The organism is Achromobacter sp. 1011791174 (assembly GCF_059760925.1).
Genome location: NZ_JCBANH010000014.1, coordinates 60064 through 81633, shown reverse-complemented (window position 1 = coordinate 81633; position 21570 = coordinate 60064). Strand labels below are relative to the sequence as shown.

Below are 21570 nucleotides of genomic sequence, written 5' to 3'. Positions count from 1 at the left end.
CGCGCCTGGTTTCCTGGCGGCGCTGGCCCGCGCCAATCCGCGCTAACAGCAGCTGATCACGACGCTTCTCAGCCAGCAAAGCGCTGGATCGGAATCGCGCCTGCCGTGCCATGCCTGCTGGAATGAGAATGACGGCAGGTCGAAGGGCGGCTTGAACTGTCTCAAGGCCTTGCCTGAGGCGACGTTCGCCAGGGCCCTGCTGGCAACCGTCAGGATCAGGTCGGTGCCGGCCAGCACTTCCGTCGACGCGCTCCAGTGCGGCAGCGTCAGGGCGACATGCCGGCGCAGGCCCTGAGCCTTCAGCGCGGCGTCGATCTCGTTTTCGGCGTCGGGCCGCATCGCGACCAATACGTGGGGGCGCTCCAGCCATTGCGGCAACGGCAGGTCGCCCCTGGGGGGCAGCGATCGCCGGTCGGCAACGCTGACGAAGTGTTCCTCGAACAGCGTCTCGCGCTTGATGTCGCCGGGCGCGTCTGGAAAGACGCCGAGCGCCAGGTCGATTTCCCCGTCGGCCAGTTGCGCCAGCATGGCCTCGCGGCTGGCCTGGCTGATGGCCATGTCTATCCCCGGCGCCTGGGCGCGCAGTTGCCGCAGCAGCGGCGGCAGCAGCAGGTGGGCCGCATAGTCGGACAGCGCCACGCGAAAGCGGCGCACGGCTCGCGAGGCGTCGAATTCGCCCTTGTGCAACAGCGCGTTGAGTTGCCCGAGCGCCGCTTCCAGCGGTTGCTGCAGTTCCCGCGCGCGTGGTGTCAGGGCCATGCCGCCGCCCTGGCGGATCAGCAGGGGATCCTGGAAGATGTCGCGCAGCTGCGCCAGCGCGTGGCTCACCGCCGGCTGGCTTTTGTACAGGCGCAATGCGGCGCGGGTGACGTGTTTTTCCGCCAGGAGCGCCTGGAGCGTCAACAGCAGGTTGAGGTCGATGCGGCGAAGATCATCCATTCCACGAATAATATATGTGCGGAATTAGAATTTCCATTCTGCATGCGAATGAATCACGATGAAGTCCTTGCTGATTTCATTGGAGAGCCTGCCATGAATGGGTCCTTGTCTCTTTCCAGTCTTTTATCCATGGCCGTTGTCTTGCTGGCCGGCGCCGCCGTGCCCTTCCAGGGCGGCAGCAACGCCGCGCTGGGACGCATGCTGGGTCATCCGCTATGGGCCACACTCACGTCGCTGCTCGTCAGCATCGTGGTGGTCCTGCCGCTGCTGTTCGTCATGCGCGTGCCGGCGCCCACGGTCGGCGCGGCGGTCCAGGGGCCGGCCTGGCTCTGGCTGGGCGGCGTCGCCGGCGTGGCCTATCTGACGGCGGCGCTGGTATTGACGCCCAAGCTGGGCGCGGCCAGCTTCATCGTCAGCGTGATGGCGGGGCAGATGCTGGCGTCGCTGGTGATCGACCATTTCGGTCTGATGGGATTGGCGCCCAAGCCCATCGCGCTGGGGCGTCTGGTGGGCGTGGGGTTGATCCTGGTCGGGGCGGGCATCGTGCAGGCGCACAGCGTTGCCGCCCCGCCGCCGATTGCGGGTTCAGTTCCGGTGGAACAGCGCTGAGAACCGTATCAGGCAGGTCGCGCTTGTTTCCCGGCCTGTCGCATGCCTGGACCGATTTCCCGATGCAACGCGTCGTTCGGCGACTCTCGGACAGATCTATCACGACCTGTTGCGAGTTCCCTGGCCGCTCAACCGTCTGTCCAGGACTGCCAAGCCAAGCGCGGCCACGCCCAGCGCCACGCCGATCCAGCCCACCGAGGGCAAGCCGTGGCCCAGGCTGAGCGGCAGGCCCGCGAGCAGGGGCGCAAGCGTCAGGCCGGCCTGAAAGGCGGATGAGTTCGTGGCTCCCGCGAGCATCGGCGCATCTGGCGCCAAGGTGTAGATGCGAACCCAGACCGCCGGGTTCAGCAGGAAGCCCGCCAGGCCGAGCAGGAATACCAGTGCGATGGCGGTTTCCCGATGCGAGGCAAACAGCGCCATGGCAGCGGACGCGAGGATCAGGCCGACGGTTCCCGTGACGAGCGTGCGGAACGGGTGGTGATCGGCGGTTCGGCCTCCAATCGTCAGCCCGACGAAGGCGCCGACGCCGAACAGGGTCAGCACGGCGGGCAGCCAGGCGGCGGCGACACCGCTCACGTCCAGCAGCAGGGCGCCCAGGTAGCCGAACGTTCCCATGTAGGCCGCCGTGGTGACCATGGTCGTGGCATAGGCCACCCAAAGAGCGGGACGCTTCATGGCACGCAGTTCCGTGCCCAGGTCCGGCACGGCAGCCTGGCCGGGCGTCTTTGCCGGCAGCGCCGCCAGGCCGGCCATCGCGGATATCGCCGTCACCGCCACCACCGCCCAGAAGCCGCCGCGCCAGCCGGCCGCATCGCTGATGAATGTGCCGACGGGTCCGCCGATGACCATCGCGGCGGTCAAGCCGCTTACGACGATGGCAAGCGCCTTGGCGCGCCGATCGGGCGGCGAGAGCTGCACGGCCATTGCCGCCGCGACCGCCCAGAAGCAGGCATAGGCCAGGCCCATCGCGAAACGCGCGGTCAGGATGGACCAATAGCCTTGCGCAAGCAGGCTGACTACCGTTGCGGCCATGAAGGCCATCTGGCTGAGGAACAGGGCGCGGCGGCCGGGCCAGCGCAGCGCCAGAATGGCAAATGCAGGCCCGCCAATCAGCGCGCCCACCGCGAACGCTGAGATCAATGCGCCCGCGGCCGGCAGCGTGATGCGCAGATCGGCCGCGATCATCGGGAGTATGCCTCCCATCAGAAACTCGGCGCTGCCCATTGCAAACAGGCTGAGGGCAAGCAGATGGACCGATAGCGGGATGGCCCGCGCCGCGCCGGTCCCTGTCCGGGCCTGCCTTGCCGTTGCGTCCGTCGATATCATTTCCCTTCCTTTCGATTGCGGAGATCCGAATGCGCAGGCATGATAGAAGTTGAAGTCAACTTCAAGTCAAGCGACGCCTCATGGATATCTCGGACGTTGCCCGGCGCACGGGCCTGCCCGCCTCCACCTTGCGGTTCTACGAGAAGAAAGGCCTGATCACGGCGGTCAGCCAGGCGGGCGAGCGACGGCGTTTCGCGCCCGACGTGCTGGATCAGCTGGCCTTGATTGCGCTGGGGCAGGCCGGAGGGCTGTCGCTGGACGAGATCAGCGCCATGCTGCCAGTCGACGGGAGTCCTCGGGTGGACAGACAGGTGTTGCTGGCCAAGGCGGACCAGATCGACGCGACCATCAAGCGCCTGCGCGCGATGAGCCAGGGGCTGCGTCATGCCGCCGAATGTCCGGCCGCCAACCACGCGCAATGCCCGACATTTCAGCGCCTGCTCAAGGCCGCCGCGGGCAGATCCAGGCACGCCAGGGCGGCGGCCCAGGGCGCGTTCACGTCGAGAATTTCCTAGCGCATCAACATCGCCACGAGTACCGCGGCGATGTACAGCGCGACGCCGTAGTACAGATGCGCGATTACGCCCTGGCGGCGCGCCGCCCAGGGATCCGGCGCGCGCGCACAGAGCACGCCCATGCCGAACGCGGGAACCACGATGAAGAAGGGCACTGCGAGCGTGAGCAGGCCCGCTCCGATCGCGGCCAGCCATGTCGGATTGGCAATCCAGCCCGCGCCGCCGCCGAGCAGGATCGGCAGGAAGCCGAATGCTGCGCCCAGCGCGTAGTGCGCGATCCAGCCGATGATCTTCTCGCCGGGAATCGGCTGCGAGGCGAAGATCGGCTTGTGCAGGAACTGCCCGCGCGCCATGTGGCCGATCCAGCGGCCGACGACGTCGAAGCCGTAGTTCGGCACCTTGAATGCCTTTTCGAGGAACACTGCCCAAAGATCCGACAGGGCCGTGGCGATCAGGCCGATAAGAACGCCCGCAATGATCATGCTGCCCATATGGCTTTTCTTTCCGCTGCTTGAATGGATGGCTATTATCAACCCTGCACGGTTCTTCCATCCCTACTCATTCCCACGGGCAGGAAACACAGCAATGAAGCAAGTCATGATCGTGACCGGCGCCAGCCGGGGCATCGGCGCCGCCGTCGCCGCGCTCGCGGCCACGCGTGGTTACGCCGTGTGCGTGAACTACAAGTCGCGCGCCGATCGCGCGCAGGCGGTGGTCGACGCGATCCGTGGGCAGGGCGGCACCGCCGTCGCCGTGGGCGCGGATGTGTCGACCGAAGCCGGCATCCTGGCCCTGTTCAGCGCCACGGACCGCGAGCTGGGACCGGTCGCCGCGCTGGTGAACAACGCCGGCATCCTGGAGACCCAGATGCGGGTGGAGCAGATGGACGCCGCGCGGCTGCAGCGCATCATGCAGGCCAATGTGGTCGGCCCCTTCCTGTGCGCCCGCGAGGCGGTGCGCCGGATGTCCAAGCGGCACGGCGGCGCGGGCGGCGTCATCGTCAATGTGTCCTCGGCCGCCGCGCGCCTGGGTTCTCCTGGTGAATACGTGGACTATGCGGCGTCCAAGGGCGCGCTCGACACCATGACCATCGGGTTGGCCAAGGAGGTTGGCGCCGAGGGCATACGCGTCAACGCCGTGCGCCCCGGGTCCATATACACGGAGATCCACGCCAGCGGCGGCGAGCCGGACCGCGTCGACCGCGTGGCCGCGCGCGTGCCGATGGGTCGGGGCGGACGCGTCGAGGAAATCGCCGCCGCGGTGCTGTGGCTCTGCTCGGACGAAGCGACCTACGCCAACGGCGCCATCCTCGACGTGAGCGGCGGAATCTGACCATGGACCCCAGCCTCGAAGACCTGCGCCGCTACGCCGTCGCCCGCAGCCTGTTCACCCCGACCACGCTGCCGGCGGCGATCCGCCGCCTGGGCTTCGTGCAGGCCGATCCGATCCGCGCCCCGGCGCGGGCGCAGGACCTGACGCTGCGCCACCGCGTCAAGGACTACCGCGCCGGCGATCTGGAAAGCCGCTACGCGCGCCTGGCGATCGATGAGGACTGCCTGGTCAACTACGGTTTTCTGCCGCGCGAGCACCTGGCCCTGATGCATCCGCGCCAGGCGCGCAAGGCCTGGAGCGCCGAGACGCGGCGCAAGGCGGCCGACGTTCTGGACTTCGTGCGGGCGCGCGGCGCGGTGCATCCGCGCGAGGTCGATCAGCACTTCGCGCATGGGCGCGTGAAGAACTACTGGGGCGGCTCGAGCAACGCCAGCACGCAGCTGCTCGACGACATGCACTATCGCGGCTTGTTGCGGGTGAAGCGGCGCGATAGCGGCACGCGCGTCTACGAGGCGGTGGCGCATCCGCCGGCCGAGGGCGGCCCGGCCGCCAGCGCCCGGCGCGCGCAGGCCCTGATCGATCTGGTCGTGCGCAAGTACGCGCCCTTGCCGGCGGCCAGCCTGACTTATCTGGCGCGCCTGCTCGGCTATGGCGCGCCGCACATGGCGGCGCCGATCCAGGCGGCGTTGCGGCGCGCGCGCGAACAGCTGGCGAGCTGCCGCATCGACGGCACCGTCTGGTACTGGCCCGCCGACGAGAACCCGCGCTCGCGCCGCTACGCGTTCGACGAGCGGCTGCGGCTCCTGGCTCCCTTCGATCCCGTGGTCTGGGACCGGCGTCGTTTCACGCTGTTCTGGGACTGGACGTACAAGTTCGAGGCCTACACGCCGCCGGCCCGGCGCCAGTTCGGTTACTACGCGCTGCCGATGCTCTGGCAGGGCCGGGTGATCGGCTGGGCCAATCTGCCGGCGCGCGACGGCCGCGTGGAGCCGGCGTTCGGCTACGTGGCCGGCGCGGCGCCCGGGGGCGCGGCCTTCCGGGGCGCGTTGGACGAGGAATTGCAGCGCATGGGGCAGTTTCTCGCGGCGCGCTGATGCCGCCGGGCCATGATGGGGGAGCCGGTCACTGCGCGTCGCTCGCCTGCAATGCCTTGAAGCGGTTCTGCCACTGCCGGATCAGCTCGACCATTTCCGTGCCGGTGCGATCGTCGAGCCGGTTGGGATCATGCGGCGTCACGGGCAGCATGTTCTCTTCGAGCAGCATGTGATTCAGGACCAGGAATGCAATGGTGCGTATATTCCCATCCGGGAACAGGTGGTGTTGCTCCAGGGTCTGGCAGCATTCGGCGATCGACGCCAGCACGAGGGTCTCGCGTTCGTGGCCCGGCGTGTCTCGCAACTGCGCCATCCGTTTGTAGTGCGCGTTGATGATCTGGTCGGCCTTCGCGCGGCACTGCTCCTCTGACCGAGGGAACGCGTGCACGCGCATATGGCCGCCGGCGCCTTTCAGCTCGCTCCATAGCTGACGGGGCGAGTATTTTTCCCGACGCTCAAACCACTCGAGCTTGCGGTTCACGCCAAGATCGCCATCACCGAAGTCCGCGCCATACGTGACCCATGCGTTGTCGCGATAGTTCCGGGGAAGGTCCGTTCCATTGTCGTGCTTCACGCCTTCCACCGCCCAACGGTGGTATTGCTCGAAGAGAGCGCCATCCAGCCGTCGATTTTCCCTGACCACGCCCAGCATATTGGTGAATGCGGTCATCATCGAGGCCATGTAGCCTCTCTCATCTTCGTACAGAGCGGGATTGCAGAAGTCGGCATCGTCGCCGTCCATCAACAGGCGGTAGCCGTCGCGCAACGGATTGCGCATCTGCGCGAAGCAGGGAAATCCGCTGTCGCGCAGGGCCGAGGCAAAGCGTAGCTGTGCGGCCTCCAGGCTCAGCAGGTTGCGGATCGCATCGACATATTCCTTGCCGAGCCTCTCGCGCAATGCGCTGGCGTCGCAGAGCAGCTGCATGATCGCCGCCAGCTTCGCCGGCGTGCCGGCGCCGGCGGGCAACCGCGCATAGGCTTCGGAGATTCTCTTTTGCACCGCTGCCTGGATCTGATCGAAGGCCTGGGGAAGATTCGACTCGCGATCCGGCAACACGCGCGCGCCCTGCAGCGAGTCCGGCAGCGCCGGCCAGTCGTCTGGCAGCCGATGACCCTCCCAGAATCCCGCATGCTGCAGGCAGGTTTTCACCGTGGACAGGCGCAGGCTGGGCGCCAGCTTTTCTTCCGGGTCGATGTCGCGTTCCAACATCAGTCTGGCCACGCCGTGCGAAGCGCCCGTGATCAGCGTCAGGAACTGCTGATATGGCGTCACGGCACCCGCATTGGCATGCTTGTCCACCCTGGGGGGCGGGCTGGGGGCCAGGCATGGCAGGCCGTTCGCGCCAATGCCGATGTGCTTCGCGCCATTGCCCTCGTCGCAGGCGCGGGCGAGCGTGTACCAGTAGCTCAAGGCAGACGCGTCGGCCGTCAGGGTCATGCCCGTTCTCCATGCGCGCGATGGCGCGTTCGAGTGTTCGCGGCAAGCCGGAATTGGGCGCCGTCCAGCCTTGTGTGACGTCGCCGGGCCTTGCGGTTCCTTCGAAGCGGGCAATTGCCCTTGCCTGCATGGCGCCGGCAGTACGGCGACAGGCGCTAGGGCGCGATGGTGTCGGCCACCAGGTCCAGGCCGGCGCTGCCGGGCGCCACGTCGGACAGCGCGCCGGCCACGTCGCCCGGCTGCGCGGCGGCCAGGCCGTCGCGGCTGACGCGGATCTCCACGCGGACCTTGCCGCCGGCCGCCGACAGCCGGGCGGCGGGCGACATGGCGAGGCTGTCGTCGAGCGAGAAGGCGCGCGGCAGGTCCGAGACGCGCAGGCGCAGGACCGCCAGCGGCATGCGTGGTCCGTCCATGGCGCGCGCCAGGATGAATACCGTGTCCCCGGGCTGGACCCGCGCGCGCAGCGCGTCGGCGATGCGGGCCTGTCCGCTGATACGCTCCGGCGCGCTGGCGGACGCCGGCCCTGGCGTCGGGCCCGATGCCGACGCTGGCGCGGCCATCGTGGAGCGCGCCGGACCGGCCGTTGCGGCCAGGCTCCGAGCCTGCGCGATATTGCTCTCGATCTGGCGCGCGGCCTCGGAATCCGGCGGCAACAGCGGGCGCAGGCGCTCCCAGTATCCCAGCGCCTCGGCCGCGTCGCCGCGCCGCAAGGCCATCATGCCGGCCAGGGCCAGCGCTTTGGGATGATCCGGCTCCGCCGCCAGCGCCTGGGCGACGGCGGCAATCGACGCGGCGTCGGGCGTGCCCTGGTTGGCGGACAGCAGGGCATCGGCCATGTCCGCCAGCACCGAGGGCTGGCCGGGGTACAGGCGCAGCACTTCCCGGTATGCGGCCACGGCGTCGCCGTAGCGGCCCAGCGTTTCATAGGACCTGGCCAGCATGTACCAGCCATCGGCGTCGCCAGGCGCGGCGCGCAGCCGCCGCGCCAGCGCATTGACCGCCAGAGCCATGTCGTCGCCGGCGTCGGCCTCGTGCGGCTGCGGCGCGGCGACCTGGGCGGCGCTGGCCGCCGCGCGCGGATTGCCCAGCTTGCCGTACAGGGCCGCCGCGGCCAGCGGCACGGTCACGCTCAGCAGGCAGGCCGTGGCCAGGGCGGCGCGCTGTCCGCCGGGACGTCCCAGGGCCGGCCGCGCCGAGCGGCGCAGCGCCAGGTCGTGCAGCAGTTCGCGTTGCAGCTCTTCCTCGGCCGCCAGGTCCGGCGCGCCGCCGGCCGCGTCCAGCCGCAATTGCTCGCGCCGCGCCAGGTAGAAGTCGCGCAGGCCATCCTCGGCGGCGCCCGTCGCGGCAGCGGCGGTCTTGCGCAGCAGCGGCGCCACCAGGCAAAGCAGCGCGGCCAGCAGCAGGAACAGGAAGGTGAGCCAGAGCGCGGTCATGGTTCGGTGTCCAGGAAGCGCGTCGCGCGGGCGCGTTCCTGCTCGGTGAGCGGGGCGCGCGGGTCCTGGCGGCGCCGGATGGCGCGCCACAGGACCGCCGCGCCCGCCGCCAGCAGCGCGAAGGGTCCCAGCCACAGCAGCCAGGTCGCGGGTTTGAACGGCGGGTCGTAGCGCACGAAATCGCCGTAGCGGTCCTCGAAGAAGCGCATGACTTCGCGATCGGATCTGCCCTCGGCGAGCTGCTTGCGGATCAGCGCGCGCATGTCCTCGGCCAGCGGGGCGTTGGATTCGGCCAGGCTCTGGTTCTGGCAGACCAGGCAGCGCAGGCCGTGCGCGAGCCGGTCGGCGCGTTCGGCCAGCGCGGGCGCAAGCGGGACGGTGGTCTCGCCGGCCAGGGCGGGCGCGGCGGCATGCAGGGCCAGCATCAGGAGCAGCAGCGCGCGCGTCATCGCAGCGACTCGATCAGGGGCAGCAGCTGGTCGCGCCAGATGGCGGGCGTGATCAGCCCGAGCTGGCGGTAGCGGACCCGGCCGTCGCGGTCGATGATGAAGGTCTCGGGCACGCCGTAGACGCCATAGTCCATGCCCACGCGCCCGTTCGGATCGCTGGCGGACGCGGCATAGGGGTCGCCGTTGCGAGCCAGCCACGCCAGCGCGTCCTCGGGCTTGTCCTTGTAGTTCAGGCCGTATAGCGGAATGGCGTGGCGCTGGCTGGCGTCGCGCAGCACCGGCAGTTCGTCCCGGCACGGTCCGCACCAGGAGGCCCAGACGTTGAGCAGCCAGACCTGGCCGCGCAGCGCGTCCACGTCCAGCCGCTGGCCGGGCTGACCGAGCACCGGCAGGCCGATGGCCGGCGCCGGCTTGTCGACCTTGACTGAGGGCAGGGCGCGCGGATCGCGCGACAGGCCCAGCGCCAGGAACAGGGCCATGGCCAGGAAGGCGGCCAGCGGCAGCACGTAGCGCATCAGATCTCTCCCCGGCGGGTCGTCAGCGCCGGTGCGGCGTCGCGCCGGGCCGCGCGCGCTTCGCGATAGCGCTTGTCGCTGGCGGCCAGCGCGCCGCCCAGCGCCATCAGCAGGCAGCCGGCCCAGATCCAGGCCATGAAGGGCTTGGTCTGCAGGCGCACCGTCCAGGCGTCGCCGCCGGCCGGCTCTCCCAGCGCCACGAACAGGTCGCGGCTGAAACCGCTGTCGATGGCGGCCTGCGACAGCGGCATGTCCTGGGCTGTGTACAGGCGCTTTTCCGGATATAGCACGGCCACGGTCCGGCCGTCGCGCGAGACGTCGAAGCGCGCGCGCTGCGCCGTGTAGTTCGGGCCGGCGGCCGGCTCCAGGCCGACGAAGGCGTAGCGGTAGCCGCCGGCTTCCTCGACCGCGCCGGGCGCCATGCGCAGCTCGCGCTTGACCTCGTAGCCGTTGGCCAGCGTGACGCCGGCGATGAAGACGCCCATGCCGGCATGGGCCAGCAGCATGCCGTACCAGGCGCGCGGCTGGCGCGGCAACCGGCGAGTCCAGGCCCCATCGCCGTCGTTCAGCCGCTGCCAGGCGTGCGCGCAGGCGCTGGCCACGGACCAGCCCGCCAGCCACAGGCCCAGCACGACCAGGGGCGAGCCCAGCCGCGCCGGCCCGGGCATGGCCAGCGGCGCCAGCACGGCGGCGGCGACGCTGACGCCGAAGGCCAGCCGCAGCCGGCGGGCCAGGTCCGGCGCTTCGGCGCGCTTCCAGCGCGCCACCGGACCCACGCCCATGAGGAAGATGGCCGGCGCCATCAGCGGCACGAACACCGCTTCGAAGTAGGGCGGGCCGATGGAGATCTTGCCCCAATCCAGCACGTCCAGGACCACCGGGTACAGCGTGCCCAGCAGGACCGAGGCCGCCGCCACCGCCAGCGCCACGTTGTTGCCCAGCAGCAGCGATTCGCGCGACAGCAGGCCGAAGCCGCCGCCCAGCCCGACCTTGGGCGCGCGCCAGGCGTACAGGGTCAGCGAGCCGCCGACGATCAGCGTCATGAAGCCGAGTATGTACAGTCCGCGTCCCGGATCCACGGCGAAGGCGTGCACCGACGTCAACACGCCGGAACGGACCAGGAAGGTCCCCAGGATGCTGAGCGAGAAGGCGCCGATGGCCAGCAGCACGGTCCAGCTGCGGAACGCGCCGCGCTTCTCGGTGACGATGAGCGAGTGGATCAGCGCGGTGCCTGCCAGCCAGGGCATGAACGAGGCGTTCTCGACCGGATCCCAGAACCACCAGCCGCCCCAGCCCAGCACATAGTAGGCCCAGGCGCTGCCCAGCAGAATGCCCAGCGTGAGGAACGTCCAGGCCGCCAGCGTCCAGGGACGCACCCAGCGCGCCCACATGGCGTCCAGCTCGCCGGACAGCAGCGCGGCGATGGCGAAGGCAAAGGCCACCGAGAAGCCCACATAGCCCATGTAGAGCATGGGCGGATGCAGGATCATGCCCGGGTCCTGCAGCAGCGGATTCAGATCGCGGCCCTGCATGGCGGCCGGCATCAGCCGTTCGAAGGGGTTGGACAGGAACAGCAGGAACAGCAGGAAGCCCACGCCGATCCAGCCCATCACCGCCAGCGCGCGGCCGGCGAAGGCCGGCGGCAGGCGCCGGCTGAACAGCGCCACCGCCAGCGTCCAGGCGGTGAGCAGGTACAGCCACAGCAGCAGCGAGCCTTCGTGGCCGCCCCAGACCGCTGCGTAGCGGTAGGCCAGCGGCAGGTCGGCGTGCGAATTGGCCGCCACGTACAGCACGGAGAAATCGTTGCGGGCGAAAGAGAGCGACAGGCAGGCGAAGGCGACGGTGGTCAGGCCGAACAGGGCGAAGGCCGCCGGCCGGGCCACGCGCAGTCCCGGCTGCCAGTCCAGCGCGGCGCCGGCCAGCGGCAGGATGCCCAGCGCCAGCGCGGCCAGCAGCGCCAGGATCAGGCTGAACAGGCCGATCTCGGGAATCATCGGGCCGCCTCCCGCCGGGGCGCGGCGGCCGCGCGCTGCAGGGCGTCGGCGGCCTGGGGCGGCATGTAGTTCTCGTCGTGCTTGGCCAGCACCTCGGTGGCGCGGAACACGCCATCCTCGCCCAGCTTGCCGGCGGCGACCACGCCCTTGCCTTCGCGGAACAGGTCGGGCACCAGCCCGCGATAGACCACGGGCACGGCGTGCGCGGTGTCGGTCACGCGGAAGCGCAGCGTCAGGCCGTCGGCGTCGCGGCGCAGCGAGCCGGGCTCGACCAGCCCGCCGACGCGGAAGCTGCCATGGCGGGGCGCCTCGCGCGCCGCCACCTGGGTGGGGCTGAAGAAGAACACCAGGTTCGATCGCAGCGCATTGATGACCAGCGCGGCGGCCAGCGCCAGCAGGGCGAGTCCGCCCGCCAGGAACAGGGCGCGGCGCCGGCGCGGGGAGATGGCCGGCTTCATGGCAGGTCCGCGCCGGGGCCTTGCCGGCGCTTGCGGGCGCGACGCCACAGCAGCAGCGCCTCCAATGCCAGCGCGGCCAGCGTCACCCCGTAGGCGCCCAGCAGATAGGGGCCGTGTCCGGATAGCGAGAACAGCGTGTCCAGGCTCATCGCCGGGCCCCCGCAAGCAGGGCGGCCGGCTCGCGTTCGGCGATGATGCCGCGCACGCGCGCCAGCACCACTGCCGCGCCGTACAGCCAGAACGCGGCCACCATCAGCAGCATGGCGCCGAGCATGGGGTCGGCCATGCTGGGGGCGCTGGTGAAGGTGATGCTGGCGCCCTGGTGCAGCGTGTTCCACCAGCGCACCGAGAAATAGATGACGGGCACGTTGACCGCGCCGGCCAGCGCCAGGATGGCGCCGCCGTGGTCGGCGCGGCGTTCGTCGTCCGTGGCGGCCTGCAGCGCCATGAAGCCCAGGTACAGGAACAGCAGCAGCAGCTCGGAGGTCAGCCGGGCGTCCCAGACCCACCAGGCGCCCCAGGTCGGCTTGCCCCACAACGCGCCGGTCCACAGGGTCAGGAAGGTGAACAGCGCGCCGGTGGGGGCCAGCGCGCGCATCATCATGAACGACAGGCGGGTGCGGTAGATCAGCCCCAGCGCCGCGTACAGGGCCATGAGCAGATAGAGGAACATGGACATCCAGGCCGCCGGCACATGGATGAACAGGATGCGGTAGACCTCGCCCTGCTGCGCGTCGACCGGCGCGAGCGCCAGTCCGGCATACAGCCCCAGGCCGCCGCAGGCGCAGGCGGCCAGCGCCAGCAGCGGAATCAGGCGGCCGGCCAGGGGATGGAAGCGCGCCGGCGAGGCATAGCGCAGCCAGCCGCCGGCGCCGGACGGCGCGGGCGGCGTGGCGGGGGCGAGGACGGGCTGTTCAGGCATGGGCATTCCTCAATCCAGCGCGACACGCAAGGCGGCCGATGTGGCCCAGGGGCAGAGCAGCGCGGCCAGGCACAGGCAGGCGCCGAGCAGCGACAGCTGCGGCCCGGCCGGCAGGCCCGCCTGCGTGGCCGCGACGGCGCCGCTGCCGAAGATCAGGACTGGCACGCACAGCGGCAGCACCAGCAGCGGCAGCAGCGCGCCGCCGCGCAGGCCCAGCGTCAGCGCCGCGCCCAGGCCGCCCACCAGCGCCAGCGTGGGGGTGCCCAGCAGCAGCGACAGCGCCAGCATGCCGATGGCCTCGGGCGCGAGGCCGAACTGCAGCGCCAGCGCCGGGCCCGCCAGGACCAGGGGCAGGCAGGCCGACAGCCAGTGCGCCGCCAGCTTCACGGCCACCAGCAGCGGCAGCGGATGCGGCGACAGCAGCAGCTGGTCCAGCGCGCCGCTGTCCAGGTCCTGACCGAACGGGCGCTGCAGGCCCAGCAGCAGGCCCAGCAGGGCGCAGACCCAGAGCACGCCAGGGCCGATCGCGCGCAGCAGCTCGGGGTCGGGGCCGACGGCCAGCGGGAACAGCGTGCCGGCCACGATGAAGAACAGCGTGGCGCCCAGCGTGTCGGCCGGGCGCCGCCAGGCCAGTTTCAGGTCACGTTGTCCCAACAGCCGCAACGTCGCCAGCATGCGCGTAGCCATCCATGTCCAGGGTTGATGCGATGCCGGCCTGCACGAGTTCGGCGGTCTGGCGGTGCGAGGCGACCACGGCGCCGCCGCCGGCCGCGAGATGGACGCGCAGCGCCTCGCGCAGCAGGTCCAGGCTGGCGGCGTCCAGGCCGGCGTCGGGTTCGTCCAGCAGCCATAGCGGCTTGCCGCCCAGCGCCACGGCGGCCAGCGCCAACCGCCGGCCCTGGCCCTGCGACAGGCGGGCGGCGGATGCGTCGGCGCAGCCATCCAGCCGCCAGCGGGCCAGCGCGGCGCCGATGTCGGCCTCGGCGCGCGGCGTGCCGGCCAGCGCCAGGGCGCAGCGCAGGTGCTCGCGCGCGCTCAGGGCGCCGTTCAGGCCGTTGCCGTGGCCCAGGTAGGCCATGCCGGCGAAGTAGGCGGCGGGGTCGCGCCGGACGGGCGCGGCCCGCCACAGCAGTTCGCCCGCAAGGGGGCGCAGCAGTCCGGCCAGCATGCGCAGCAGGCTGGTCTTGCCGCTGCCGTTGGCGCCGCGCAGGTGCAGCAGGCGGCCCGCGTGCAGTTCCAGGTCCACGGGACCGAACCCGGCCGGCCCGCCCCGGGGGCAGATCATGCCGTGCGCGGCCAGCAGGGGCGGCGGCGCGTCAGCGGGCCGCACTTGCGCTTTCCTTGCCCGTCGCGGGCGCCGACGAGAACTCGCCCGGCGGGATGTTCGGCAACTGGTGCGCGATGCCCTTGTGGCAGTCGATGCAGGTCTTGCTCTTGTCGGCCAGGTAGGTCGAGTGCATGTTCTGCGCCCGCACGCTCTGGCGGGTGAAGTCCATGTATTCATAGTTGTGGCAATTGCGGCATTCCAGCGAATCGTTGGCCTTGAAGCGCGCCCATTCGTGGCGCGCCAGTTCCAGCCGCTTGTCGACGAATTTCTCGCGGGTGCTGATGGTGCCGAAGATCTTGCCCCAGACTTCCTTGGATGCCTGCATCTTGCGCGCGATCTTGTCGGTCCAGTTGTGCGGCACGTGGCAGTCGGAGCACAGTGCGCGCACGCCGGAGCGGTTGGTGAAGTGGATGGTGCCCTTAAGCTCGGCGTACACGTTGTCGCGCATCTCATGGCAGCCGGTGCAGAACTTTTCGGTGTTGGTCAGCTCCATGGCGGTGTTGAAGGCGCCCCAGAACAGGATGCCGGCGATGAATCCGCCCACCGTCAGGAAGCCCAGGCTGAAATGCACGCTGGGGCGGCGGATGATGTTCCAGTAGCGCTTGATGAGTGCGACCATGCGGGCCTCCCGTCGGCGTCAGCGCTTGCCCGAGGCCGGCGCGGTCAGGCGCTTGAGGATCACGTCGATGTCCTCGTAGGTGTTGGACACCAGCGGCTTGGCCTCGGCCTGCGGCACGTGGCATTGGACGCAGAAGTAGCGCCGGGGCGAGACCTCGGCCAGCACGTTGCTGTCGCGGTCCATGTAGTGGGTGACGCTCAGCGGCGGGGCCTGCGTTTCCTCGGTGTTCACGCGCGCGTGGCAGGCCAGGCAGCGATTGAAGTTCCTGTCGATCTGGTAGCCGTCGATCTTGTGCGGGATGGTGGGCGGCTGCATCGAATACGTGCGCATCCGCTTGATGTCCTTGTTCTCGATCGGGCTGATGAGCGGCGGGTCGGCTTCCTCGGCGATGGGCGTGGGGCCGCGCATGGGGTCTTCCAGTTCCACGGGCGGCGCGGCCCAGGCGGCGGACGCGAGGGCGAGGCACAGGGCGGGCGGCAGGACGCGTAGGTTCATGGCTGTCTCCGGTTCGCCGCTCAGACCTTGACGATCTTGACCGCGCACTTCTTGAAGTCGGTCTGGAACGAGATCGGGTCGGTGGCGTCCAGCGTCACCTTGTTGATGAGCTGGCCGGCGTCGAACCAGGGCACGAACACCAGGCCGCGCGGCGGCTTGTCGCGTCCGCGGGTTTCCAGGCGGGTGCGCATTTTGCCCCGGCGCGAGATGATCTCGACCTCGACGCCGCGCCGCAGGCCCATGGCCTGCGCGTCGTCCGGGTGCATGAAACAGACGGCGTTGGGAAAGGCGCGGTAAAGCTCGGGCACGCGCCGCGTCATGGAGCCGGAGTGCCAGTGTTCCAGCACGCGTCCGGTGGACAGCCAGAAGGGATATTCCTTGTCCGGCGATTCCGGGGGCGGCTCGTAGGGCAGCGCAAAGATCACGGCGCGGCCGTCGGGGTTGCCGTAGAACTCGAAGCCCGCGCCCGGCTTGACGTAGGGGTCGCTGCCTTCGCGGTAGCGCCACAGGGTTTCCTTGCCCTTGACCACGGGCCAGCGCAGGCCCCGCGTCTCGTGGTAGGTGTCGAACGGCGCCAGATCATGGCCATGACCGCGGCCGAATTCCGCGTATTCCTCGAACAGGCCCTTCTGCGCATAGAAGCCGAAGGCGTCGGCCTCCTGGTTGGCGTAGTCCTTGTCGCGCTCGCTGTTGGGATAACGGTTGACCTTGCCGTTGGCGTAGAGCACGTCGAACAGGGTCTTGCCCCGGTACTCGGGTTTCCTGGCCAGCAGGTCGGCGGGCCAGACTTCCTCGATCTTGAAGCGCTTGGCGAACTCCATCAGCTGCCACAGGTCCGAGCGCGCCTCGCCCGGTGCATTCACGAGCTGGTGCCAGAACTGGGTGCGGCGCTCGGCGTTGCCGTAGGCGCCTTCCTTTTCCACCCACATGGCGGCGGGCAGGATCAGGTCGGCCGACAGCGTGGTGACGGTGGGATACGCGTCCGACACCACGATGAAGTTGTCCGGGTTGCGATAGCCGGGCAGGCCTTCGTTCATGAGGTTGGCGGCGGCCTGGATGTTGTTGTTGACCATCACCCAGTAGGCGTTGATCTGGCCGTCCTTGAGCATGCGGTTCTGCAGCACCGCGTGCGCGCCCACCTTGTCCGGAATCGTGCCCTCGGGCAATTGCCACAGCTCCTCGGCGTGGGCGCGGTGCTTGGGGTTGGTGACCACCAGGTCGGCCGGCAGGCGATGCGAGAACGTGCCGACCTCGCGCGCGGTGCCGCAGGCCGAGGGCTGGCCCGTCAGCGAGAACGGGCTGTTGCCCGGCGTGGAGATCTTGCCGGTCAGCAGGTGGATGTTGTAGACCATGTTGTTGGCCCACACGCCACGGGTGTGCTGGTTGAAGCCCATGGTCCAGAAGGACGTCACGCGCACCTTGGGATCGGCGTATAGCTCGGCCAGGTCCTGCAGCTGCTTTTTCGGCACGCCGGACAGCTTGGACGTGTATTCCAGATCGTACTTGGCGACGAAGCGGGCGAAGTCGTCGAAGGTGATGGGCTTGGAGCCGCCCGCGTCGCCGGCGTTCCTGGCCGCCTTCTGCAGCGGATGATCGGGCCGCAGGCCGTAGCCGATGTCGGTGTTGCCCTCGCGGAAGACCGTGTGCTTGTCGACGAATTCGCGGTTGACCCGCTTGGTCTGGATGATGTGGTTGGCGATGTAGTTCAGGATCGCCAGGTCGGTCTGCGGCGTGAACGTCAGCGTCAGGTCCGCCAGTTCATAGGACCGGTGCTCGAACGTGGACAGCACCGCCACCTTGGTTCCGGGCGCGGACAGACGGCGGTCGGTCACGCGGGTCCACAGGATGGGATGCATCTCGGCCATGTTCGAACCCCACAGCACGAAGGCGTCGGCGTTCTCGATGTCGTCATAGCAGCCCATGGGCTCGTCGGCGCCGAAGGTGCGCATGAAGCCCACCGCCGCCGAAGCCATGCAGTGGCGCGCGTTCGGATCCAGGTTGTTCGAGCGAAAGCCCGCCTTCATCAGCTTGAGCGCGGCGTAGCCTTCCCAGATGGTCCATTGGCCCGAGCCGAACATGCCTACGGCCGTCGGGCCCTTGTCCTTGAGCACCCGCTTGAACTGTTCGGCCATCACGTCGAAGGCCTGGTCCCAGGACACCGGCGCGAATTCGCCGTCCTTGGCGTACTTGCCGTCCTTCATGCGCAGCAGTGGCGTGGTGAGCCGGTCCTTGCCGTACATGATCTTGGACAGGAAGTAGCCCTTGACGCAGTTCAGGCCCTTGTTGACCTCGGCGTTGAAATCGCCATGCGTGGCCACGACCTGGTTGTCTTTCACGGCCACGTTGACCCCGCAGCCGGTGCCGCAGAACCTGCAGGGCGCCTTGGACCACTTCAGCTTGGCCGCCTCGGACTCGGTCACGATGTTCTGCGCGTAGCCGACGATGGGAATGCCGGCCACGGTGGCGGCCGCGGCGGCGGCGGACTGCTTGATGAAATCCCTACGGGCCATTGCCATCGTCGATCTCCTCGTTCATCGCGTCCAGCGTGTCGGCGTGCTGATAGACCAGCGCCGACGCCAGCACGCCGTCCAGGCGCTGGATCGTGGAGATCTGCGCCATCATGTCGTCGGTGGAGGGAGCTTCCAGGGTGACCACCAGCTTGCCGGTGTCGGAGGCGCCATGGATGTCCGCGCCGGGAAGGGCGAGGATCGCGCGGCGCACCTCGTCCAGCCGGCGCGGCGCGGCGTGCACCACCAGGCTGGCGATATGCAGTTCAGGGGAAGGGGAGCCGGGCCGTTCGGCCCTGCTACAGGAGGCGGCAGGCTCCATCAGCTGCCCGGGGGACCGGCGAAGAGCTGGTAGAACCAGACGATGAAACCATAGCCCGCGACGATCAGCACCGACAGGACGGGCGCCATGACCGCGGTCAGGAACAGGAAACTTCGCAACTCCTGGGGCTTGGTATAGCCGTCAGACTCGTTTGACACACACCACCTCACCATTGCAGTCGGGGTATTGCGTTGAACGTGCGGATGTCGAAGTTTTTAGCAGAAGCCCTTTCAGGCCGTCAATGTTGCGGCACGGCGAAACCGCGATCCGGCCTCGCCGCGCCGGCGCTTGATCAGGCGATGGCGCCGTAGATCCGGCGCGCGTCGGCCGCGTTGGCCAGCGGACGGCCCAGGGCGCGCGCGCCTTCGGCCGCCTGCCGCACCAGCGCGGCGTTGTCCGGCGCGATGGCGCCGTCGCGCAGCTTCAGGTTGTTCTCGAAGCCTACGCGCATGTGGCCGCCGAAAGCCGCCGCGGTCGTGACGCAGGCGTTCTCCTCTGGTCCGAAAGCGCAGACGGCCCAGGGCAGCGCATGGTCGCTGGCGGCCAGGAAGGGCAGCAGATCGTGGGCGGACGAGGTCTGCCCCGCGCTGTAGCGGCCCAGCACGAACAGCACCGACCAGGCGCCGGCCGGCGCCAGTCCGCGTTGGCGCAGCGCCTGCCAGCGGCGCACGTCGGCCTCGTCGTACAGGATGATCTGGGTCAGCACGCGGCGCTCGGCCAGCCATGCCAGGAAGGCCGCCAGCTCGCTTTCCGGGATCTCGGGCACGGCGATCTCGCGCAGGCCGACGGAGACGGCCTCGGGCGCCAGTTCGCGCACCATCGCCATTTGCTCGGCGGCGCGGTAGACGCCGGCGGCCTCGCTGGTCACCTGCACCAGCAGCTCGTCGCCCACCGCCTTGCGCACGGCGGCCAGCGCGTCGCGATAGGCCTGGGCGTCCAGCAGGTGGCGTCCGTCCGGGCGGCGCACGTGCATGTGCATCATGGCCGCGCCGGCGTCCAGGCAGGCGCGCGCCTCGCGGCCCAGCGCCTCGGCCGTCAGCGGCACGGCGGGATGGTCGGCGGCCTGCTTGTAGGCGCCGTTGGGCGCCACGGTGATGATGACGGGGGATTCGGCCAGCGGCAGGCGCGGCGCCTGCGGCCTGGGATCGGCGGCGTGGGTCATGGCTGGATCTCCGGCAGTTCGGGCGCGATCAGGTCCAGGCCGGCGCGCAGCAGCCGGTCGTAGCGCGCGCGCTCGGCGGCGATGGTCTCGGGCGTCCAGGCGTAGAAGCCTTCGCCGGTCTTCATGCCGTGGCGGCCATCGGCGGCGCGCTCGGCCAGGCAGCGCGCGGGGCGGTCCGCGTTGCAGAACGTGGGGTACATGGTGGCGCCGGCGGCCGCGTGCACTTCGATACCGGCATGGTCGCGCTGCATGACCGGGCCGGCCGCCAGGAAGCGGAAGCCGAAGCCGAAGCGCACCGCCGCGTCCACGTCCTCGGGCGAGGCGATGCCGCGATCGATCAGGTCGAAGGCCTCGCGCGACAGCGCGTGCTGCAGGCGGTTGGCCAGGAAGCCCGGCAGGTCCTGCCGCACCTTCACCGGCACGCTGCCGCAGCGCTTCATGAAGGCGATCAGCGCGTCGGCGCGGGCTTCGTCGCTGGTGTCGGCCATCACCACTTCCACCAGCGGCACCAGGTGCGCCGGCATGAAGAAGTGCAGGCCCAGCATGCGCTCGCGCGTGTCCAGTCCCTGGCCGATGGCACTGATCGGGAAGCTGGAGCTGTTGCTGGCCAGGATGGCGTCGGGGCGCGCGCGGCGCGCCAGGTCGGCGAACAGGGCCTGCTTGATGTCGAGCCGTTCGGGGATGCACTCGATCACCAGGTCGACGCTGGCCCAGTCCACCTGGTCCAGGCTGGCCGCCACGGCCAGGCGCGGCAGGTTGGCCTCGCGGCCGATCTGGGCCAGGTTCTCGCCGACCCGTTGCGGCAGCGCGGCGGCGCGGTCCGGGTTGGATTCGATCACTGTCGTGCGGCACGACGCGCGTGTCAGCACCACGGCCACGTCGGCCCCCATGGTGCCGCCGCCCACCACCACCGCATGCGCCGCGCCCGGATTGGGCAGCGCCTTGGCGTCTGTCTGCATGGTTTGCTCCTGGTCTGTCCTGGCGCCGTTTGCGCCACTGCGATGGGGGCCGAGTGTAGAGAAGCTTGTTTGATTGATGAATCAGATTTTTTGGATAGAATGATCTTTATATTCGATCAATGGGCTGGGCGAGGGCGGACATGCAGATCAACCTGTCGATGCGCGACATCGACACCACGCTGGTGCTGGGGCGCACGCTGAACTTCCGGCAGGCGGCAGCGCAGCTGCACCTGTCGCAGTCGGCGCTGTCGACCCAGGTGCAGCGCATCGAGGACGCGCTGGGCGTGCGCCTGTTCGACCGCACCACGCGCACCGTGCGCCTGACGGCGGCGGGCGAGGTCTTCATGCAGCAGGCCGCCTCGCTGCAGGCGGCGTTCCGCGACGCCATCGCCGCCGTCAGCGGCATCGCCAGCGTGGAGCAGGGGCAGGTGTCGGTGGCGGCGCTGCCGTCGCTGGCCGCGCGCCTGCTGCCGCGCGTGCTGATGGCGTATCGCCAGGCCCATCCGCAGGTGGCGTTGAAAGTGCGCGACACGCTGTCCGGCCCGGCCTTTGACCTGGTGCGCGCCGGCGAGGTGGACTTCGCGCTGACGGCGGCCGACCCGCAGCAGGCCGACCTGCACTACGTGCCGCTGATGTCCGACAGCTTCCTGCTGCTGATCCCCGAGGCGCATCCGCTGGCCAAGGCGCGCGGCCCGCTGCGCTGGGCCGACACGGCCGGCGCCGAGCACGTGTCCATGGTGCATCCGAGCAGCGTGCGCCAGTACACCGAATGGGCTTTCCTGCAGAACCGCATCCGCTTCACGCCAGCTTTCGAGGCCGAGCACCTGACCACCATCGTTTCCATGGTGGAGTGCGGTTTCGGCGTGGCGGCGTTGCCCGAGATCGCGGCCGGCGCGGTGGCGCAGAACGGCATCGTGCAGCGTCCGCTGATCGGGCCGGTGGCCGAGCGCTCGATCGGGCTGGTCACCTCGCGCAGCCGCAGCCTGTCGCCGGCGGCGATGGCGCTGGTGCAGGTCCTGAAGGAATATCTGGCGAAGCAGGCGCGCTAGGCTTCTCTTGCCCTGCGCGGGCAGGCGTTGATCTGGCACAAGCGTCCGGCTCGCGGCGCTCGACAGGCGATGGCCGGTGGTATTATCCTCAGTGCACTAACTAAAT

Annotated in this window: 25 protein-coding genes; 5 read left to right on the top strand and 20 right to left on the bottom strand. The window is 69.7% G+C overall.

Annotation, left to right across the window (positions count from 1 at the left end):
* Positions 1 to 42: 42 nt before the first annotated feature.
* Entirely contained in the window at positions 43 to 939 is an 897-nt protein-coding gene (locus AC6LJ5_RS07760) for a LysR family transcriptional regulator (protein WP_498140190.1), read from the bottom strand.
* A gap of 129 nt (positions 940 to 1068) precedes the next feature.
* On the opposite strand from AC6LJ5_RS07760, the gene AC6LJ5_RS07755 reads away from it, so the two are divergent.
* Positions 1069 to 1548 (top strand): DMT family transporter, encoded by a 480-nt coding sequence (locus AC6LJ5_RS07755; protein WP_498140189.1) that lies wholly within the window; start codon positions 1069 to 1071, stop codon positions 1546 to 1548.
* Positions 1549 to 1647: 99 nt separating this feature from the next.
* On the opposite strand, the gene AC6LJ5_RS07750 is transcribed toward AC6LJ5_RS07755, so the two are convergent.
* A complete protein-coding gene (locus AC6LJ5_RS07750; protein WP_498140188.1) occupies positions 1648 to 2874 on the bottom strand; it encodes an MFS transporter in 1227 nt (408 codons plus the stop codon).
* Positions 2875 to 2954: 80 nt separating this feature from the next.
* Here AC6LJ5_RS07750 and AC6LJ5_RS07745 point away from each other — a divergent pair, with 80 nt between their 5' ends.
* On the top strand, positions 2955 to 3389 hold the full coding sequence (locus AC6LJ5_RS07745) for a helix-turn-helix domain-containing protein (protein ID WP_103275004.1): 435 nt from the start codon (positions 2955 to 2957) through the stop codon (positions 3387 to 3389).
* Here AC6LJ5_RS07745 and AC6LJ5_RS07740 read toward each other — a convergent pair.
* Positions 3386 to 3880, bottom strand: a complete 495-nt coding sequence (locus AC6LJ5_RS07740) for a DUF2938 family protein (protein WP_103275003.1) — start codon at positions 3878 to 3880, stop codon at positions 3386 to 3388. The two genes, AC6LJ5_RS07745 and AC6LJ5_RS07740, sit on opposite strands and share 4 nt — an antisense overlap.
* Before the next feature lie 94 nt (positions 3881 to 3974).
* Here AC6LJ5_RS07740 and AC6LJ5_RS07735 point away from each other — a divergent pair, with 94 nt between their 5' ends.
* Both AC6LJ5_RS07735 and AC6LJ5_RS07730 read left to right on the top strand, forming a co-directional pair.
* On the top strand, positions 3975 to 4721 hold the full coding sequence (locus AC6LJ5_RS07735; RefSeq protein ID WP_103275002.1) for an SDR family oxidoreductase: 747 nt from the start codon (positions 3975 to 3977) through the stop codon (positions 4719 to 4721).
* A complete protein-coding gene (locus tag AC6LJ5_RS07730) occupies positions 4718 to 5815 on the top strand; it encodes a DNA glycosylase AlkZ-like family protein (protein WP_498140197.1) in 1098 nt (365 codons plus the stop codon). Before AC6LJ5_RS07735 ends, AC6LJ5_RS07730 begins: the two co-directional genes overlap by 4 nt.
* A gap of 28 nt (positions 5816 to 5843) precedes the next feature.
* On the opposite strand, the gene AC6LJ5_RS07725 is transcribed toward AC6LJ5_RS07730, so the two are convergent.
* The 17 genes from AC6LJ5_RS07725 to AC6LJ5_RS07645 form a co-directional block, all read right to left on the bottom strand.
* A complete protein-coding gene (locus tag AC6LJ5_RS07725; protein WP_498140187.1) occupies positions 5844 to 7253 on the bottom strand; it encodes a hypothetical protein in 1410 nt (469 codons plus the stop codon).
* A gap of 155 nt (positions 7254 to 7408) precedes the next feature.
* Positions 7409 to 8686, bottom strand: coding sequence for a c-type cytochrome biogenesis protein CcmI (ccmI, locus tag AC6LJ5_RS07720; RefSeq protein ID WP_498140186.1), 1278 nt, complete (start codon positions 8684 to 8686; stop codon positions 7409 to 7411).
* Complete coding sequence (locus AC6LJ5_RS07715) at positions 8683 to 9135, bottom strand: cytochrome c-type biogenesis protein (protein ID WP_103274999.1); 453 nt, start codon at positions 9133 to 9135, stop codon at positions 8683 to 8685. The genes ccmI and AC6LJ5_RS07715 overlap by 4 nt, the downstream gene beginning before the upstream one ends.
* Complete coding sequence (locus tag AC6LJ5_RS07710) at positions 9132 to 9653, bottom strand: DsbE family thiol:disulfide interchange protein (RefSeq protein ID WP_498140196.1); 522 nt, start codon at positions 9651 to 9653, stop codon at positions 9132 to 9134. Before AC6LJ5_RS07710 ends, AC6LJ5_RS07715 begins: the two co-directional genes overlap by 4 nt.
* A complete protein-coding gene (locus tag AC6LJ5_RS07705) occupies positions 9650 to 11644 on the bottom strand; it encodes a heme lyase CcmF/NrfE family subunit (RefSeq protein WP_103274998.1) in 1995 nt (664 codons plus the stop codon). Before AC6LJ5_RS07705 ends, AC6LJ5_RS07710 begins: the two co-directional genes overlap by 4 nt.
* Complete coding sequence (ccmE, locus tag AC6LJ5_RS07700; RefSeq protein ID WP_103274997.1) at positions 11641 to 12102, bottom strand: cytochrome c maturation protein CcmE; 462 nt, start codon at positions 12100 to 12102, stop codon at positions 11641 to 11643. Before ccmE ends, AC6LJ5_RS07705 begins: the two co-directional genes overlap by 4 nt.
* Positions 12099 to 12251, bottom strand: coding sequence for a heme exporter protein CcmD (gene ccmD / locus AC6LJ5_RS07695; protein ID WP_103274996.1), 153 nt, complete (start codon positions 12249 to 12251; stop codon positions 12099 to 12101). Before ccmD ends, ccmE begins: the two co-directional genes overlap by 4 nt.
* Positions 12248 to 13024: a heme ABC transporter permease CcmC gene (ccmC, locus tag AC6LJ5_RS07690; RefSeq protein WP_498140185.1), complete on the bottom strand. Its 777-nt coding sequence runs from the start codon at positions 13022 to 13024 to the stop codon at positions 12248 to 12250. The genes ccmD and ccmC overlap by 4 nt, the downstream gene beginning before the upstream one ends.
* A 9-nt stretch (positions 13025 to 13033) precedes the next feature.
* Complete coding sequence (gene ccmB / locus AC6LJ5_RS07685) at positions 13034 to 13699, bottom strand: heme exporter protein CcmB (RefSeq protein ID WP_498140195.1); 666 nt, start codon at positions 13697 to 13699, stop codon at positions 13034 to 13036.
* The gene (gene ccmA / locus AC6LJ5_RS07680; protein ID WP_103274993.1) at positions 13665 to 14354 is read right to left on the bottom strand and encodes a heme ABC exporter ATP-binding protein CcmA; all 690 of its coding nucleotides are present in this window, start codon (positions 14352 to 14354) and stop codon (positions 13665 to 13667) included. The genes ccmB and ccmA overlap by 35 nt, the downstream gene beginning before the upstream one ends.
* Complete coding sequence (locus AC6LJ5_RS07675; protein ID WP_103274992.1) at positions 14341 to 14970, bottom strand: cytochrome c3 family protein; 630 nt, start codon at positions 14968 to 14970, stop codon at positions 14341 to 14343. Before AC6LJ5_RS07675 ends, ccmA begins: the two co-directional genes overlap by 14 nt.
* Before the next feature lie 18 nt (positions 14971 to 14988).
* Positions 14989 to 15465 (bottom strand): nitrate reductase cytochrome c-type subunit, encoded by a 477-nt coding sequence (locus AC6LJ5_RS07670; protein WP_498140184.1) that lies wholly within the window; start codon positions 15463 to 15465, stop codon positions 14989 to 14991.
* A gap of 20 nt (positions 15466 to 15485) precedes the next feature.
* Entirely contained in the window at positions 15486 to 17981 is a 2496-nt protein-coding gene (gene napA / locus AC6LJ5_RS07665) for a periplasmic nitrate reductase subunit alpha (protein WP_103274990.1), read from the bottom strand.
* Entirely contained in the window at positions 17965 to 18294 is a 330-nt protein-coding gene (locus AC6LJ5_RS07660; protein WP_103274989.1) for a chaperone NapD, read from the bottom strand. The genes napA and AC6LJ5_RS07660 overlap by 17 nt, the downstream gene beginning before the upstream one ends.
* Positions 18294 to 18467: a periplasmic nitrate reductase, NapE protein gene (napE, locus tag AC6LJ5_RS07655; protein WP_369869695.1), complete on the bottom strand. Its 174-nt coding sequence runs from the start codon at positions 18465 to 18467 to the stop codon at positions 18294 to 18296. The genes AC6LJ5_RS07660 and napE overlap by 1 nt, the downstream gene beginning before the upstream one ends.
* Positions 18468 to 18586: 119 nt before the next feature.
* Positions 18587 to 19456 carry a beta-keto acid cleavage family enzyme gene (locus AC6LJ5_RS07650; protein WP_392409446.1) on the bottom strand — a complete coding sequence of 290 codons (870 nt, stop codon included), beginning with the start codon at positions 19454 to 19456 and terminating at the stop codon, positions 18587 to 18589.
* Positions 19453 to 20415, bottom strand: coding sequence for a 3-hydroxyacyl-CoA dehydrogenase family protein (locus AC6LJ5_RS07645; RefSeq protein ID WP_498140183.1), 963 nt, complete (start codon positions 20413 to 20415; stop codon positions 19453 to 19455). The genes AC6LJ5_RS07650 and AC6LJ5_RS07645 overlap by 4 nt, the downstream gene beginning before the upstream one ends.
* 140 nt (positions 20416 to 20555) lie before the next feature.
* On the opposite strand from AC6LJ5_RS07645, the gene AC6LJ5_RS07640 reads away from it, so the two are divergent.
* Positions 20556 to 21464 (top strand): LysR family transcriptional regulator, encoded by a 909-nt coding sequence (locus AC6LJ5_RS07640; RefSeq protein WP_498140182.1) that lies wholly within the window; start codon positions 20556 to 20558, stop codon positions 21462 to 21464.
* Positions 21465 to 21570: the final 106 nt, after the last annotated feature.